This window comes from Shewanella sp. 38A_GOM-205m (genome assembly GCF_000518445.1).
Lineage (GTDB): Bacteria > Pseudomonadota > Gammaproteobacteria > Enterobacterales > Shewanellaceae > Shewanella > Shewanella algae.
Genome location: NZ_JADP01000003.1, coordinates 50,239 through 65,676 on the forward strand (window position 1 = coordinate 50,239; position 15,438 = coordinate 65,676).

Below are 15,438 nucleotides of genomic sequence, written 5' to 3' on the forward strand. Positions count from 1 at the left end.
TTTATGCGAAAGGGAGCCTCTTGGCTCCCTTTTTGTTTGCCCAATTGCCAACTGAGCGTGAGTCATTGTGGCTTGAAAACTCATGGTTCCAGCGGTTTCTTGGGAACCCCATACCATAAACATCGAATAACAAGGCGAGTATTCGCCGCTGGCACAACGGCTATTATGGCTTTGAACCAAATCTCACTAATAAACCTGGTTTTAGCTGCCAGCTAAGTTGCAGCCCATCACCTGCGGTGCGCCTCTCGCACAGGCGATCCTGTGACTCGGCGAGAGTTGCGCAGCAACATGCTTTCGAGCACGAGCCTTGGATGGCGAACTGGCCGTTGTGCATGGAGGCATTTACACCACGACTTTACGCCGCTGGCACGGCGGCTAGCATTGCTTTAAGCCTTAAATCCCTCACCAATACTTGCCGGGTTTTTGACCACAGACGTAACCCATCACCTGCGGTGCGCCTCTCGCACAGGCGATCCTGTGACACGTCGTGAATACGTCCCTGTAGCCTCGACGAAAACATCTGACCTACATGGACGTAGGAAATGCCGAATTTGTCAGGAACAAAATTCGGCCCTGTTTTCGACGGTCACAGTTCCGCCTGTGCCTGAAAATGAGGTGTATGTCTGCAGACACTTCAGATGTTTCAAGCTACTCAGTGCTAACAGAATTACACCAATTCCCCCTTCGGAGCCGCCGCTGGCGTTGTTGTAAATTGGCGTAGCCGAGACAGGGAGGTCGAGGCTCGAAGGTCGAGCAGGGCGAATGTTGCGAAGCGACAAGTTCATGAGCGCGAGCCAAGGAAGGCGAGCTGGCCCTTATGCATGGATGCATTTGGCGAGTCCTGAGTAGCCAATTTGCTTCATAAGCCAGCGGGGATTTCGGCTACGTCGGGGTATCCTTGGGGATGCAAGGGGCTTTGGACAAGCAAAGCCCCTCGTCCAGTGTGGTGTGGAACACCACGACTTTAGGCCGCTGGCACAGCTGCTATCATGACTTTGAACCAAATATCACTAATAAACCTGGTTTTAGCTGCCAGCTAAGTTGCAGCCCATCACCTGCGGTGGGCTCTTGCACAGGCGATCCTGTGACTCGGCGTTAATACGTCCCTGTAGCCTCGACGAAAACATCCTTGTTTTCGACGGTCACAGTTCCGCCTGTGTCTGGAAAATAGGCGTATGTCTGTAGGTATATAAGCAATTTCTAGCAAAGCTATGATTGCACCAATTCCCCCTTCGGAGCCGCCGCTGGCGTTGTTGCAAAATGGCGTAACCGAGACAGGGATGTCGAGGCTCGAAGGTCGAGCAAGGCGAATGTTGCGAAATGAGCGCGAGCCAAGGAAGGCGAGCTGGCCCTTGTGCATGGAGGCATTTACACCACGACTTTAGGTCGCTGGCACAGCGGCTATCATGGCTTTGAACCAAATATCACTAATAAACCTGGTTTTAGCTGCCAGCTAAGTTGCAGCCCATCACCTGCGGTGGGCTCTTGCACAGGCGATCCTGTGACACGGCGTTAATACGTCCCTGTAGCCTCGACGAAAACATCCTTGTTTTCGACGGTCACAGTTCCGCCTGTGCCTGAAAATGAGGAGTATGTCTGCAGGCATATAGGTAGCTTCAAACAAGTTAGCTCTCACAGAATTGCTCCAATCCCTCCTCGGTGTCGCCGACAGCCGTTGGCGCAAATAACGTAGCTGAAGGCGAACACTCGCCGGTGACGAGTGTGCTCATGAGCGCAAGCTATGGACAGATTGGAATACTTAAGCTCCACGACTTTACGCCGCTGGCACAACGGCTATCATGGCTTTGGCTGAAAGCCATTCCCGACGCGCAAAAAAGCTCAAAGCTGCGGCGATTGCCGCACTCTGACAGGAATTTTCCACTGACTTGGCTTACATAAAAGCCATCAAAGCATAAACAAGCCCCATTCGGGGCCAAGTTCAGGCTGGATCTAGCGACAAATCAACTGATGAGATCGAAGTGACTCTGATAGGTCTGGGCCCAACGCAACAATTCGACTCGATTACGAGATTGAGTCTTGCGGAAAATCGATGAAATATGCGCCTTGACCGTATGCTCACTGATACACAGACGTTGGGCTATCTCTTTATTCCTGGCACCACTGGAAACCAGTTGAATAATGGTACGTTCACGCCGGGTCAACATCTGCAGCATGGAAACCGTATCGGCCGACATCTCATTGCCAGTGTCCAAGGTCTTGACCAGCTTACGGAACATCTTGCTGATAAGGGTTCTGTCGTACCAGAGCTCATCGGCCACCATCTTGCGCAGGCCAGTAAGCATAAGATCGATGCGCTGATCTGAATAAAGTACCCCGCGGATCCCCAGCAACATAGCCGACTCCTGATCCAGTGAACCTCTGGCAACTTGATAGAGGGCGACAGGAACATGAGAGACCAGACGGCTGGCCAGCAGAGGAATGCCCTTATTGTCCAGCGCCGACCCCTTCTGAGAAATTAGATAGAAAGTACTATCGCTCTTCTGCGGATCCAACTGTTCCGGGTGGCGTACTATACGGGTCTTAAGACCAATGGACTCGGCCAGTATGGCCAAATGACAAGGGGCGGCTATCTGGTTTATAAAAACCAACTCATTGATACTACTCATATTTACTCTTCTCCCTGAAAAGTCTCGCTCATATCCCTAAAGGGATAGCTTCCTTAATCACTTTCCGTGAGCTTACACAAAAAGTATCAGATGATTCTGACCAGATAGTGTCCGGTTTTCATCACCATAAAGTATGATTCTAACAATCTTTAGTCGCATTGCCAGATGAAATATTGTAAAGACTGTATATGGCTCTCTCTGTCCCGACCTGTCAATCGGTGCCAAGACGCTGCAACTGGCGGTCATGAAATGAGGATAAAAACAGCAAGGCGGCGATGGCACCGATAAGAGCCATCAGCATATCCGACTGGGTATCCCAGACATAGCCCTGGGTGCCGAGAAATGCCTCGGCACCTGTGCCTGTAGCCGCGGCAACCCACCATTCAATCAGTTCATAGAAAGCCGACAAGGCCAAGGCAAAACAACTGACCAGAAAAGCACACCAGGCACCAGGTTTCACAGCTTGGTTACGCAGCAGTATCTCTCTGGCAATCATTGCCGGGATAAACCCTTGGGCCAAATGACCCAGTTTATCGTAGTTGTTACGCTCAGAGCCCATCCACTGCGCTAAAGTATCGAACAGCGGCACCTCGGCATAGGTGTAGTGAGCGCCGACAAACAGTATCAGGCAATGCACCAAAATCAGGCCATAAAGCAGCGGGGTCAGCGGAAAACGTTTGCGGGTAAAAAACAGTATCGGCAGTGCCAGCATCCCAGGCAGCGCTTCCAGCCACCAAGTGAAATCATCTTTAGGCGCTATCGCCGACCAGATAAGTACCACAAAATAAACGACCAGCCAGATAATTGTGTTTTTCAAGCCACTTTCCTTATGCCAGTGATTGTTCTCAATTAGGAAAAAATACTTTAGCCATCTAGCCCTCCACTTCACCTGAAAAAAGTGCTACTTTGATTGGGCATGGGCAAAAGCATCATAGCATACGTACATTAGTTAATAATCAAGAGGGTACCTATATCATGGCGAAACACTCGCTGGACAAGGATAAAATTAAAATCCTGTTGTTGGAAGGCGTCCACCAATCAGCCGTCGATGTGCTGGAAAGGGCTGGCTATACCAATATCGAGTATCACAAGGCATCACTCTCCGGCTCAGAGCTGCAGCAGTCGATCAAAGATGCCCATTTCGTCGGAATCCGCTCCCGTACCCAACTGACCCAAGAAGTATTACAACAGGCGGAAAAGCTGGTTGCCATAGGATGTTTCTGTATCGGCACCAACCAGGTCGATCTCAAGGCTGCCGAGCAACTGGGTATTCCTGTGTTCAATGCGCCCTTCTCCAATACCCGCAGCGTGGCCGAACTGGTACTCGGTGAAATCATCATGCTGCTGCGCGGTATTCCGCAGCGCAACGCCCTGGCCCATCGTGGTGGCTGGCTCAAGAGCGCCAATGGCAGCTTCGAAGCCCGTGGCAAGACCCTGGGGGTCATAGGTTATGGCCATATCGGTACCCAGCTGGGGATCCTCGCCGAAACCTTGGGGATGAAAGTGATCTTCTTCGATATCGAAGATAAGCTGCCGCTGGGTAACGCCCAGCAGGTACACTCCATGGAGCAGTTACTGTCTCAAGCCGATGTGGTCAGCCTGCATGTGCCTGAAACCCCACAAACCAAAGAGATGATTGCCCAGGCCGAACTGGCGATGATGCGCAAAGGCAGCATACTGATCAATGCTTCCCGCGGCACTGTGGTGGATATCGACGCCCTGGCGGTAGCACTCAAGGAGCAACAGTTGGCTGGTGCCGCCATCGACGTGTTCCCGGTTGAGCCCAAGTCCAATACTGACGAATTCCAAAGCCCGCTGCGCGGCCTGGACAATGTGTTACTGACCCCACACATAGGCGGCAGCACAGAAGAAGCCCAGGAAAACATAGGTATTGAGGTTGCCGGCAAGCTGGCCAAATACTCAGACAACGGCTCTACCCTGTCGGCAGTCAACTTCCCGGAAGTATCGCTGCCGCAGCATAAAGATGCCTCCCGCCTGCTGCATATTCACCATAACCGCCCCGGTATTCTGATCAAGATTAACCAGGCGTTCTCGGAGAAAGGCATCAACATTTCAGCCCAGTATCTGCAAACCACGGCTACCATAGGTTATGTGGTGATGGAGGTAGATACCACCCAGGCTGAAGAAGCACTGACAGAACTCAAGTCTATCGAAGGTACTATCCGTACCAGACTGCTGTTCTGATTTTTTGAGGCTTTCACAGGGTGCCATATTGCTATCGGCGCCCTGTTTATTTCTGTCAAATCCGCTACAATCGCAGATCTCTTAATGCCTTCAATCTCAGGATCTTGTTATGAGCATTTGCGTTTCTCAGCCCGATTGGCCACTGGATGCCGGCATTCCGGATCTGCTTATTTCCCGCCTATCTCACTTGGGTCTGCTTGCCGTTACCGGCGAACAGGGCCGCAGCTTTATCCATGGTCAGGTCACCACGGATATCAGCTCTCTCACGGCCGAACAGTGGCGTTGGGGCGCTCACTGCGATCCCAAAGGCAAAATGCTTTCAAGTTTCAGAACCTTTGCCCTGGGTGATGCCCTGATATTGATGATGCCAAGGGATACCCTGGCTGCCGACTTGCCGCAACTGAAGAAGTACGCTGTGTTCAGTAAGGCCGAACTGGTCGATGTCAGCGACGATTACAGTCTCGTGGGTGTAGCCGGCGCCAAGGCTGCCACTTGGCTGGCAGAGCAGTTCCCGGGCTTCAGTCCAGAGCAGCAAGTGAGTGCTGTCGATGACGGCGTGGTACTGCAGGACGGCGAGCGCTTTATTCTGGTTCTGCCCAGGGCCCGGGCCGATGCCTTGTGCCAGCAGCAGTCTCCAGTCGATGCCAGTGCCTGGCAAGAGCTGGAAATCCTTGCCGCCTACCCTAACCTGCCGGCATCACACATGGGCCAATTTGTACCGCAAATGTGCAACCTGCAGGCCATCAACGGCATCAGCTTCACCAAAGGTTGCTACATGGGCCAGGAAACCGTGGCCAGAATGAAGTATCGCGGCGGCAACAAGCGAGCCCTCTATATTCTCAAGGGTAAAGCCACTGTCGATGTCACCCCGGAAACCACGCTGGAGATGGCGCTGGATGAAGGTTTTCGTAAGGGCGGCAGCATTATTGAAGCCGTACAACGAAATGGCGAGTTGCTGCTGACCGCAGTGCTGGCCAATGACACAGAAGTCGGCGCCAAATTCCGCATCGCTGATGATGAAAACAGCGAACTGACGGTACTGCCTCTGCCCTACTCTCTGGAAGAGCAGGAGTAACAATGAATGACCCAATAAAGGCGCCGTCGGCGCCTTTATTTTTATCCGCAGTTTGTCGCTATTCGGTGCCGGACTCAGTTTCCATGTGAGTATCACGCACCTCTATCACCTGGGGCAGTATCTGTTTGAACAGTTCCACCAGTTCAGGGTCAAAGTGTTTCCCCGACTCAGACTCCAGTAACGCCATGGTATCTTCTATGCTCCAGGCCTTCTTGTAAGGTCGAATCGAGGTCAGGGCATCGAAGACATCGGCAATGGCGACGATTCGCCCCTCAATGGGAATATCATTGCCTTTCAAGCCATTGGGATAACCTGAGCCATCCCACTTCTCGTGGTGAGTCAGCGCAATGCGCCGGGACATCTGCAACAGAGGATCCGGGTGCTCACCGATAATCTCGGCACCGATTTCGGCGTGTTGCTGCATGATTCGCCACTCTTCGGCGTCCAGTTTCCCCGGTTTTTTCAGCACAGCATCCGGAGTACCTATCTTGCCGATATCATGCATGGGCGCCGCATTGTAAAGCAGCTCACAGAAGTTGTCCGGCAGTTTGGCCTGTTGCGCCAGGAGCCTGGCATAGTGGCTCATGCGAATAACGTGTAAGCCGGTCTCGTTATCCTTGTATTCGGCGGCGCGGCCCAGGCGACGGATGATCTCGAAGCGGGTCTGTTCCAGCTCGCGGGTACGTTCGCGCACCTGTTGTTCCAGCAAACGCTTCTGATCATAGAGGGCCAAGTGGTTACGTACCCTGGCTCTGACTATCGGGGCACTGACAGGCTTGGTGATGTAGTCGACAGCCCCCAAATCAAAGCCCTGGGTCTCATCGGCCACCTCAGAGAGAGCGGTGACAAAGATCACCGGGATATGGCTGGTCATGGGTTCCTGCTTGAGACGCTTACAAACTTCATAGCCATTCATGCCCGGCATCATCACATCCAGGAGGATCAGATCCGGAGGGCTCTTCTGCGCCAACGCCAGCGCTCTTGGGCCATCTATCGCCACCTTGAGCTTATAGTCATCGCCGAGGATCCCCACCAGAATATCTATGTTCTCCGGTGTATCGTCCACCACCAGTACAGTGGCTTTTTCCATCTCAATCTCCCTCTTGTTATGGGCCCCACATCCTATTTCAGCGCCACAGCGCTTTAATGGCATATCCCCTAATGAGTATAGTCAGGCCTGCTCGGTCTCGTTCAGCTCCTGCTGCAGCTCGCGGATAAGATCGGCGGCATCGTCAAACTGATAGCTGCCGACCATACTGCTGACAGGTTTCAGGCGCTGCCACAGAGGCTTGCTCACCCTGCGGCTCAATGCTTCCAGTTGAACAACGGCTTCGGCATCGGCGTCTTCCAGACTCTGCAGCAGTTGCTCCAGGGCGGTTTTAAGCGCCTCGGGGTCCATCTCCTCGACGGCATCACCTTCCGCCAGTGGATCGCTTTGTGGCTTATCACCCATCCAGTCCGCAATGGCTTCGACAATGGCTGCAACCCGGGTTTCCACCGCCAGCAACTCTTGCTCACATTCTTCACCGGCCGCCAACTTGGCTTCCAATTGCCTGGCCTCTTCCACCAAAGGCTCGGAGCAGAGGTTACCTGCCAGCCCCTTAAGGGTATGCGCCGCCCTGACCGCTTCTTCCTGCTGTTGTTCCTTGAGCGCCTTGCGAATCCGTTTGCCGACATTGCCCTGGCTACCGAGGAAACGCTCGAAGATGCGCCGATAGAGGCGCTCTGAATGCTGTACCAGCTGCAGTCCCCGATCGATATCCAGGCTCTCGTGTTCCGGCCAGCTCACCAGATTCTCAGGAGCATCGCCATCGGCCATACCGGCATCATTATTCCCTGCAGCGGCCGGGACTTGCCCACCTCCCAGATACTGCAACAACACCTGATACAAGAGGCTGACTTCTATCGGCTTGGCGATGTGATCATTCATGCCTGCTCGCAGACACATCTCCTTGTCACCGGCCATGGCGTTGGCCGTCATGGCAACCACAGGTAACTGCTCAAGCCCCGGCATCTTGCGCAGTGCCTCTGTGGCCTGATATCCATCCATCACAGGCATCTGGCAGTCCATCAATACAAGATCAAACTGCTGCTGCGCCAACTTCTCCAGTGCTATCTGGCCATTCTCGGCAATGGATAAGTCTATGCCTACCTGTTCGAGAAACTCGGTCGCCACCTCCTGATTCATCTCGTTGTCTTCCACCAGCAACACACGTTTGCCGGCAAGAGCTGCCAGTTGCAGGGATTCGAGATCCAACGCCTTGCGCCTGACAGGAATATGGCCCTGACGCCCAAGAGCCAGCATAATGCCATCGAGCAGCCTGGAGGCACTGACCGGCTTGGTGATATAGCCGTTGATCCCGAGTTGCTCCAACTGTTCGATAAAGCCACTGTTGGCGTGGGCCGACACCATGAGGATCAGCGGCGGCTCTTTTACCTGCAGTATCTGCCGCGCGGTTTCCATGCCGTCCATCTCAGGCATCTTCCAATCGATCAAGGCCATCTTGTAGGACTTGCGCTTCACCTTATCCAGCGCCTCCATGCCGCTGCGGGCACAGTCAACGGTAAAGCCCATGCTCTCCAGCGTGGTCCGCAATATATCTCTGGCGGTACCGTTGTCATCGACCACCAGAATGGGCATGCCCTCCAGTTCCTGCTCTACATTCAGCTTGTCGTTTTCCGCAACCTTGAGCCGCACAGTGAAGAAGAAACAACTGCCGTTGCCAAACTGGCTCTCGACGCCGATTTCACCGCCCATCAGTTCTACCAGTTGTTTGGAAATCGCCAGCCCAAGCCCGGTACCGCCGTATTTACGTGTGGTCGAGGTATCTGCCTGGCTGAAAGACTTGAATAATCTGGCTTGCTGCTCGGCCGTCAGACCTATGCCACTGTCGCGCACCGCGAATCTCAGGATCACTTCATCCTGCTCGCGGCTGAGCTCACTTATCGACAGCATCACTTCACCCCGTTCGGTGAATTTGATGGCGTTGTTCATCAGGTTAATAAGCACCTGACCGAGACGCAGCGGATCCCCTTCCAGGTGGCTGGGTACGCTGGGGGCCACGGCAAACAGCAGCTCCAATTGTTTGTCGGCGGCGCGCTCAGAGAACATATCCCCGAGATCTTCCAAAATACTGTCGAGCTGGAACGGCACCACTTCGATATCCAGTTTGCCGGCCTCAATCTTGGAGAAGTCGAGAATGTCATTGATGATCCCCAGCAGGGATTGCGAAGCCCGTTCAATTTTTTCCACATAGTTACGCTGTTTGCGATCCAACTGTGTCTGCAGGCACAGCTGAGACATGCCGATAATGGCGTTCATCGGGGTGCGGATCTCATGGGACATATTGGCAAGGAAGTCACTCTTGGCCTTGTTGGCGGCATCGGCATCTTCCTTGGCAGCCATCAGTTCGTTGGACAAGAGCTTGAGGCGGGTAATGTTGGCGATACTCATAACCACAGAACGTTCACGGCCCTCTTCCTCTTCAAGCTCGGAGGCGTTGATTGCCATCCACATCGGCTCGCCGGAGGCACTGAGCAGGCGCCACTCGCCGCTGACACTGTGATCGTCACTTCGCTTCAGGCGCTCGTACAGCTCGCTGGCATTGCTTCTGTCTTCCGGCGCCATCAAGTCGGCAAACGAGCGACGTTTGAGCTGCTCGGCACTCATGCCCATGTCACTGCAGAACTGGCCATTGCAATCCATTATGGTGCCGCGATCGTCCAGGTTGACTATGCCTATACCTGCGTTATCAAACAGGGCCCGGAAGTGGGCCTCACTCTGGGCCAGCTCGGTTTCCATCTCCTTACGGCCGCTGATATCGGTAAGATAACCGTTCCAGAGCATGCCATCCTGCTGTTTACTGCCCTTGGCACCGGCCTCTAACCAACGCACCTCACCGGAAGGATGCCGGTAGCGGAACTCTTTAATCCATTGCAGTCCACTCTCACCTGAAAGCAGGCGAATAATGCTGCCCCTGTCTTCGGCAACGATCCGCTCGGCCACCAGATCAAAATCGGCCATCACCTCATTCTTGTGGTGGCCAAGAGTGGCGATGGCTGCACTGGAAAGGAAAGTGAATCTGCGTTGCTGCGGGCTTTGCCAAAACAGTTGATACACAGTGCTGGGCACAGACTCTGTGATGGTTTCCAGTTGCTCCCGTGACTGCTCCATCTTCTCTTGAGCCAGCTTGCTGTCGGTGATGTCATTGAGGCTGCCATCGAACCACAGCGGGTTACCGTCTTCATCATAGCTGGCCTTACCCTTTTCATGGATCCAACGCACACTGCCATCCCGATGGCGAATACGGTACTCGACATCGAAGGCTTGCTGCTCGGCCAGGGCCGAGTTGATGGTGTCGATACACAGCTGTTTGTCTTCATCTATGACCAGGGAACCATAACTGCGCTTCTTGCTGTCGATGAAATGCCAGGCCGGATAGCCGCTTATCTCAGTGATATTGTCGCTGACATATTCCATGGTCCACTGTTCATCGACCCGGGTACGATAAACGGCGCCGGGGATGTTGGATACCAGCCCACGAAAACGGCTCTCGCTCTCGCGAATTTTACGCTCTACCGCCAGTTGCTCGGTCAGATCCCGAATCGATGCCGCCACCTGACGTTTGCCCTTGTGATCGGCCGGCAACAGGCTCAAACCTATCTGCACCGGGAACTGGGAACCATCGCACTTGAGTGCCTGCAGCGCCTTGCCCTTGGCCATCATGCGATCCTTGCCGTCGGTCACGAAGGCATGGCGCTTGGCTGCGTGTTCCAGCCGGTCCACTTCCGGCAACAGTTGGTCGATATTGAGTTTGAGCATCTCCTCGGCGGCATAACCGAACAGCTCCTGACAGCGGCTGTTGGAGAACACCAGCATGCCGCCTTCATCGACGATAAGCATCGCCTCCGGCGCCGCCTCCAGCACGGCGTTGGACCAGGCCGCGGCGGAAAACTGCTCGGTGACATCATTAAACAGCATCTCCACCGAAATCAGCTTGCCTTCATCATCGAGCAGAGGCTGCATAAACAGATCCAAACGCCTCAAGCCACCTTCGGCATCGGCCAACTCCACCTGATGCGGCGGCACCGACTCGCCGGCCAGCGCCTGTTCCATATACTGCCAGTTGGCTTCATTGATACTGTTGCTGGAAAACAGCCGCTGATACTTACGCCTGAGCACTTCAGGAGTGATACCCAAGACCTTCTTCACCCCTTCGCTCGCCTGTACTATAGCGCCGTTGGGATCCATGGAGCAGTAGAAGGACTTATCACTCATGCCGTCGATAAGCTTGGCAAACCTGTTGCCGCGGGAGTCGAGCAGCGCCTGTTCCCTCTCTTCGAGAATTTCAGCCATCTCATTGAATTTATTGCTGAGAGTCGCAATCTCCCGCACCACACCTTCGGGTTTTTGCAAGCGTTTGATCAACCCCTTGCTGAAGTCCACTATCCCGGCTTCCAACTGCTCCAGAGGCTGGGTGAGACGCTTGGCGCTCCAGTAACTGGTGACCAGCAGTATCATAGCCAGCAACAACAGGTTGAGCGTCAAGGAGCTGAAATCCTGCAGGAAAGAACGCAGCAACTGCTTTTGCGGCGTGATCACCAACACCCGCCACTCCAGTGGTGCAACCCTGGCGACACTGGCAAGGTACTGCACGCCGTTGAGATCGCTCAGGGCCACCTCGGGGGTGTCGGCGGCATAGATATGCTGCGCTGCTTCCTTGCCGGCGGCGGTATTAGCCAGCCAGTCTTCCAATTTGGCGTTGCGGGTAAGATTATTGTCCGGGTGATAGATGAGCCTGCCCTGGTTATCCAATACCAACAGCTTTTTGGGATCTATCCCCAAACGTATCGGCAGGCTGGAAAGTGCCAGATCTGTGGTAACCACGCCCAGCGGCGCCCCTTCGCTGCCAAAGGGTTGCGAGAAGGTGATCATCAGTGCATTGCCGGCACCTTCATCAAAATAGGGGGCCGTCCAGTAGCCTTCGGCATGTTTGAGTGCTTCGGTCCACCAGTCCCACTCGCCACTGGTGTAGTCATAGGCTTCCTGGCCTATGTCCATGGTGACAATCGACAGGTCCTGACGAAAGGCATAGGGAGCAAAGCGTTTTTGCCCGGGCAGAAACCCGGGCTGAAAGGCGATGGCGCTGCCGTAAAAGTTGGGGTTGCGCTGCAACCTGTCCCTGAGCAGCTGATAGAGATTGTCCGCTTGTTGCAGACGTTCGAAAGACTCCAGATTCCCCAGGCTGTAAGCCAGTGTCTGGCTATCCCTTTGTGCCAAAGACAGCTCAAACTCGAGCCTTTTAGCAGCGAAGTCTGCCTTTTCAGCCAAGTCGGCAAAGAAGGCTTTCTCTTCTTCCTGATAGTTATACCAGCCGGTAACCCCCGAAATCACAGTCATGATGCTGATTAAGGGAATGGCTATCTGCAACAGAATACGGCTGCGAAAAGTTCTGAGTGTCGCGGTATCCGGCATAGCTCTGCCTCTCTGACGATTTCCTTGCGACTCTGCAACTGCAAAGTCCTATTGTCAGACACACTCTCTTGGGCAATCAATGCCGAAGTACATCAGGCGACTGAAGTCAACTAACTGATTAAAGGTCAAAAATCAACCTTGTTATTTAAGCATTAGCCATGCGGTTAAACAAGTGAAGCGGAGCAAATTTCACAAAAAAGTCAGCTGCAGCCAACTGACATAAAACACACAGAAAAAGATAAGCTGGAATTATTTAAATAAACTCTTATGTTGCAGAGAAAGAGAACGGCCAATAGCTGCAAGCCAGCGCTGAAACCGCCCCTTTTCAAGCGGCTTGCTATTGGCAGCAGAATCTCTACTATCTGGGTTTAAACAAGGTTTTTGAGTGGCTGAATTCATGGCGAGCTCCTGTGGTGACCAAATGCATTCTGCCGCGGCGCCCACCGTAAAACCAACGATGATTTCTTACCATTAAAATAAGCACAGCTTATGGAACACTTAGATCACTTCAAGGGACTGCGCTGCCTGGAAGCGGCGGCGCGGCACAAGAGCTACACCCAAGCCGCAGAAGAGTTACATATCACCCAAGCGGCGGTCAGCCAACAGCTACGCTTGCTGGAGGCTCACCTGGGGATCAAACTCTTTATTCGCCGCGGTCGCAGCATGCAGCCCACCAGCCGTGCTCAGCAGTTGGCCGATACCCTGACGGCGGCATTCGGCTCCATCGGCTCCTGCTGGCAAGAGATACAATGTCAGGGGGTTCCAGGAGAGCTCAACATCACGACAACTCAGTCCTTTGCCTCCTTGATCCTGCTGCCGAATCTTGGGCAGTTCAATCGGCTGCATCCGGAAATCAAGGTCAGGGTCTGGGCCTCGAGTCAGCTGGAAGATCTCCAACACGCAGAGATGGATATCGGGATACGTTTTGGTGACATTGACGCGGGTGAGCTTTACTGTCGTCACCTGTTCGACGATGACACTGTGCCCCTGTGTTCCAGCCAACTGGCACAGGAGCAAGCACTCACCCAAGCCTCGCAACTGAGCCAATGCTGGCTTATTGATGCCGACGACAAGCCGGGACAGGATTGGCTGGCCTGGTTTGCGGCGGCAGGTATCACGCCGGATACCCAGGCGCTCAATTGGGTGCGGGTCGCCAATCTGGATATGGCACTGAGCACGGCGCTGTCAGGCCACGGGGTGTTTTTAGGCTCCCGCCTGATGGCCCAGCAATATATCCGCGCCGGTACGCTCACGGCGCCTCTGCCGCAGGTGCTGCCGGGTGGGATCCGCTATCACCTCTTGTATCACGCCACCTCCCCAAAACTGGCCAGGATAAGGCGGTTTGAAGACTGGTTACAGGCCTTGATTGCTTCGCTCAAGACTCAGGCATCGGCCTGAGGCAGGGCCTCATCACCGCAGCCGCGCAGACGCTGAAAATAACTGCGGGTTTCTGCCAGCACCAGGTGGCGCAGACCTATAATGGCAATCAGATTGGGTATCGCCATCAAGCCATTGACTATGTCGGCGAGCAGCCAGATGAGATCCAGCGTGATAAATGCGCCCGAGGCAATAAGCCCGAGAAAAACCCAGCGATAGAGCGGGATCCAGCGGCCCTTGGTGAGATAGCTCCAGCAACGATCGCCATAATAGTTCCAGCCAAGAATGGTGGTAAAGGCGAAACACACCAGCGCCACAGTCACCAAATACTGGCCAATCAGCGGCGTGGTGGCACTGGAAAAAGCAGCACTGGTCATGCCGGCCCCGGCGGTATCGCCATTCCAGACACCGGTAAGAATAAGCACCAAGCCGGTCATGGTGCAGATGATAATGGTATCGAAGAAGGTGCCCGTCATGCTCACCAGTCCCTGCTCAACCGGCTCCTTGGTTTTGGCGGCTGCCGCCGCTATCGGAGCACTACCCAAACCCGACTCGTTGGAGAACACTCCGCGAGCAATCCCGGTTTGAATCGCCAGGGCAATACCGGCCCCCAAAAAGCCACCGGTGGCCGCCACTGGATTGAAGGCGGAATGCAACACCAGCGCTATCGCATCCGGAATCGCCTCGCTGGCGCTCAGCAGCACCCAAAGACAGGCAACCACATAGCCTATAGCCATAGTGGGCACCAACTTTTGTGCCACAGCCGCAATCCGTTTAACACCCCCTAAGGTCACGGCAGCCACCAGCGAGGTCAGCACCACGGCCGTGCTCCAGGCTGGCACATCAAAGGCGATGGTCAGGGCTTCGGAAATCGCATTGACCTGGGCAAAAGTCCCGATACCGAAAAAAGCGACACCGACACCGAAAACCGCAAACAGCTTGGCCAGCCAGCCGAGTCCCAGGCCTTTTTCTATGTAGTACATGGGGCCACCGGCGATGTTACCGTGGCGATCTGTGGTGCGAAACTTAAGTGCCAATAGACACTCGGCGTACTTGGTGGCCATGCCAAACAAGGCGGCAATCCACATCCAGAACAGGGCGCCGGGGCCACCGAGTTTGATGGCAGTAGCCACCCCAACAATATTGCCCGTGCCTATGGTGGCCGACAACGCGGTACAAAGAGCGGCAAAAGAGGAGAGTTCCCCCTTGCCATTGGCGGGTTTGAACAGCAACTGCAGCGCCAGCGGCAGACGCAACAGTTGAATGAATCCCAGTCTGAAGCTCAGATAAATACCGGTTCCCACCAACAAGAGTAAGGTGGCAGGTCCCCAGACAATAGCGTTTATCTGGGTAAGAAGTGCATGAAAATCCATAGATTCCTCAGTTATTAAACATCAAAATTAATAAACGGAGGAGGAAAAGAAATGGCTGCGAAACCGCGGCAGCAGAGGCCAAAGGCGAAAGGTCACCAGAGGCACGGCGGTGCAATCATCCTCTCCTCTGTCCTTTTGCCTGAGCGTTTCGCGCTGGCCTAAGCCGGCACTTTCGCCTTCGGCGCCGGGGCATTCCCGGTCTCTCCAGAGGCTCGTCCAGTAACAGTCCACGCCGTCAATGCTGACCGGCACCTGAAAGAGTACCTCCAACCGGGTTAACCGGTGGAAATTGCCTCGTCGGTGTGG

9 protein-coding genes and 1 riboswitch are annotated in these 15,438 nt (G+C 54.3%); of the genes, 3 read left to right on the forward strand and 6 right to left on the reverse strand.

All coding sequences use genetic code 11. The features are described from left to right. Positions 1-1,961: 1,961 nt before the first annotated feature. Together N512_RS0103400 and N512_RS0103405 are read right to left on the reverse strand one after the other, a co-directional pair. A complete protein-coding gene (locus N512_RS0103400) occupies positions 1,962-2,627 on the reverse strand; it encodes a helix-turn-helix transcriptional regulator (protein ID WP_025008979.1) in 666 nt (221 codons plus the stop codon). Between the two features lie 211 nt (positions 2,628-2,838). Further along, the gene (locus tag N512_RS0103405; protein ID WP_028779408.1) at positions 2,839-3,444 is read right to left on the reverse strand and encodes a DUF2238 domain-containing protein; all 606 of its coding nucleotides are present in this window, start codon (positions 3,442-3,444) and stop codon (positions 2,839-2,841) included. Between the two features lie 158 nt (positions 3,445-3,602). Between N512_RS0103405 and serA the strand changes: the two genes are divergently transcribed. Together serA and ygfZ are read left to right on the forward strand one after the other, a co-directional pair. Continuing rightward, positions 3,603-4,832, forward strand: coding sequence for a phosphoglycerate dehydrogenase (serA, locus tag N512_RS0103410; RefSeq protein WP_028779409.1), 1,230 nt, complete (start codon positions 3,603-3,605; stop codon positions 4,830-4,832). Between the two features lie 109 nt (positions 4,833-4,941). Continuing rightward, positions 4,942-5,907 carry a tRNA-modifying protein YgfZ gene (ygfZ, locus tag N512_RS0103415; protein ID WP_028779410.1) on the forward strand — a complete coding sequence of 322 codons (966 nt, stop codon included), beginning with the start codon at positions 4,942-4,944 and terminating at the stop codon, positions 5,905-5,907. 58 nt (positions 5,908-5,965) lie between these two features. On the opposite strand, the gene N512_RS0103420 is transcribed toward ygfZ, so the two are convergent. From N512_RS0103420 to N512_RS24310, 3 genes are all read right to left on the reverse strand, one after another. Further along, a complete protein-coding gene (locus N512_RS0103420; protein ID WP_028779411.1) occupies positions 5,966-6,997 on the reverse strand; it encodes a response regulator in 1,032 nt (343 codons plus the stop codon). 81 nt (positions 6,998-7,078) lie between these two features. Then, positions 7,079-12,382 carry a PAS domain S-box protein gene (locus N512_RS0103425; RefSeq protein WP_028779412.1) on the reverse strand — a complete coding sequence of 1,768 codons (5,304 nt, stop codon included), beginning with the start codon at positions 12,380-12,382 and terminating at the stop codon, positions 7,079-7,081. Positions 12,383-12,631: 249 nt separating this feature from the next. Further along, positions 12,632-12,781 (reverse strand): hypothetical protein, encoded by a 150-nt coding sequence (locus N512_RS24310; protein ID WP_156029044.1) that lies wholly within the window; start codon positions 12,779-12,781, stop codon positions 12,632-12,634. A 90-nt stretch (positions 12,782-12,871) separates the two neighbouring features. Between N512_RS24310 and N512_RS22135 the strand changes: the two genes are divergently transcribed. After that, on the forward strand, positions 12,872-13,780 hold the full coding sequence (locus tag N512_RS22135; protein WP_051472632.1) for a LysR substrate-binding domain-containing protein: 909 nt from the start codon (positions 12,872-12,874) through the stop codon (positions 13,778-13,780). Here N512_RS22135 and N512_RS0103435 read toward each other — a convergent pair. Next, the gene (locus N512_RS0103435) at positions 13,765-15,132 is read right to left on the reverse strand and encodes an alanine/glycine:cation symporter family protein (RefSeq protein WP_028779413.1); all 1,368 of its coding nucleotides are present in this window, start codon (positions 15,130-15,132) and stop codon (positions 13,765-13,767) included. The two genes, N512_RS22135 and N512_RS0103435, sit on opposite strands and share 16 nt — an antisense overlap. 117 nt (positions 15,133-15,249) lie before the next feature. Next, a riboswitch (glycine riboswitch) is annotated at positions 15,250-15,350 on the reverse strand. Positions 15,351-15,438 lie beyond the last annotated feature (88 nt).

Excerpts from the sequence above, each read along its gene's own strand:
- N512_RS0103400 (WP_025008979.1), bottom strand. The coding sequence starts at position 2,627 with ATGAGTAGTATCAATGAGTTGGTTTTTATAAACCAGATAGCCGCCCCT.
- serA (WP_028779409.1), top strand. The coding sequence starts at position 3,603 with ATGGCGAAACACTCGCTGGACAAGGATAAAATTAAAATCCTGTTGTTG.
- ygfZ (WP_028779410.1), top strand. The coding sequence starts at position 4,942 with ATGAGCATTTGCGTTTCTCAGCCCGATTGGCCACTGGATGCCGGCATT.
- N512_RS0103420 (WP_028779411.1), bottom strand. The coding sequence starts at position 6,997 with ATGGAAAAAGCCACTGTACTGGTGGTGGACGATACACCGGAGAACATA.
- N512_RS0103425 (WP_028779412.1), bottom strand. The coding sequence starts at position 12,382 with ATGCCGGATACCGCGACACTCAGAACTTTTCGCAGCCGTATTCTGTTG.
- N512_RS24310 (WP_156029044.1), bottom strand. The coding sequence starts at position 12,781 with ATGAATTCAGCCACTCAAAAACCTTGTTTAAACCCAGATAGTAGAGAT.
- N512_RS22135 (WP_051472632.1), top strand. The coding sequence starts at position 12,872 with ATGGAACACTTAGATCACTTCAAGGGACTGCGCTGCCTGGAAGCGGCG.
- N512_RS0103435 (WP_028779413.1), bottom strand. The coding sequence starts at position 15,132 with ATGGATTTTCATGCACTTCTTACCCAGATAAACGCTATTGTCTGGGGA.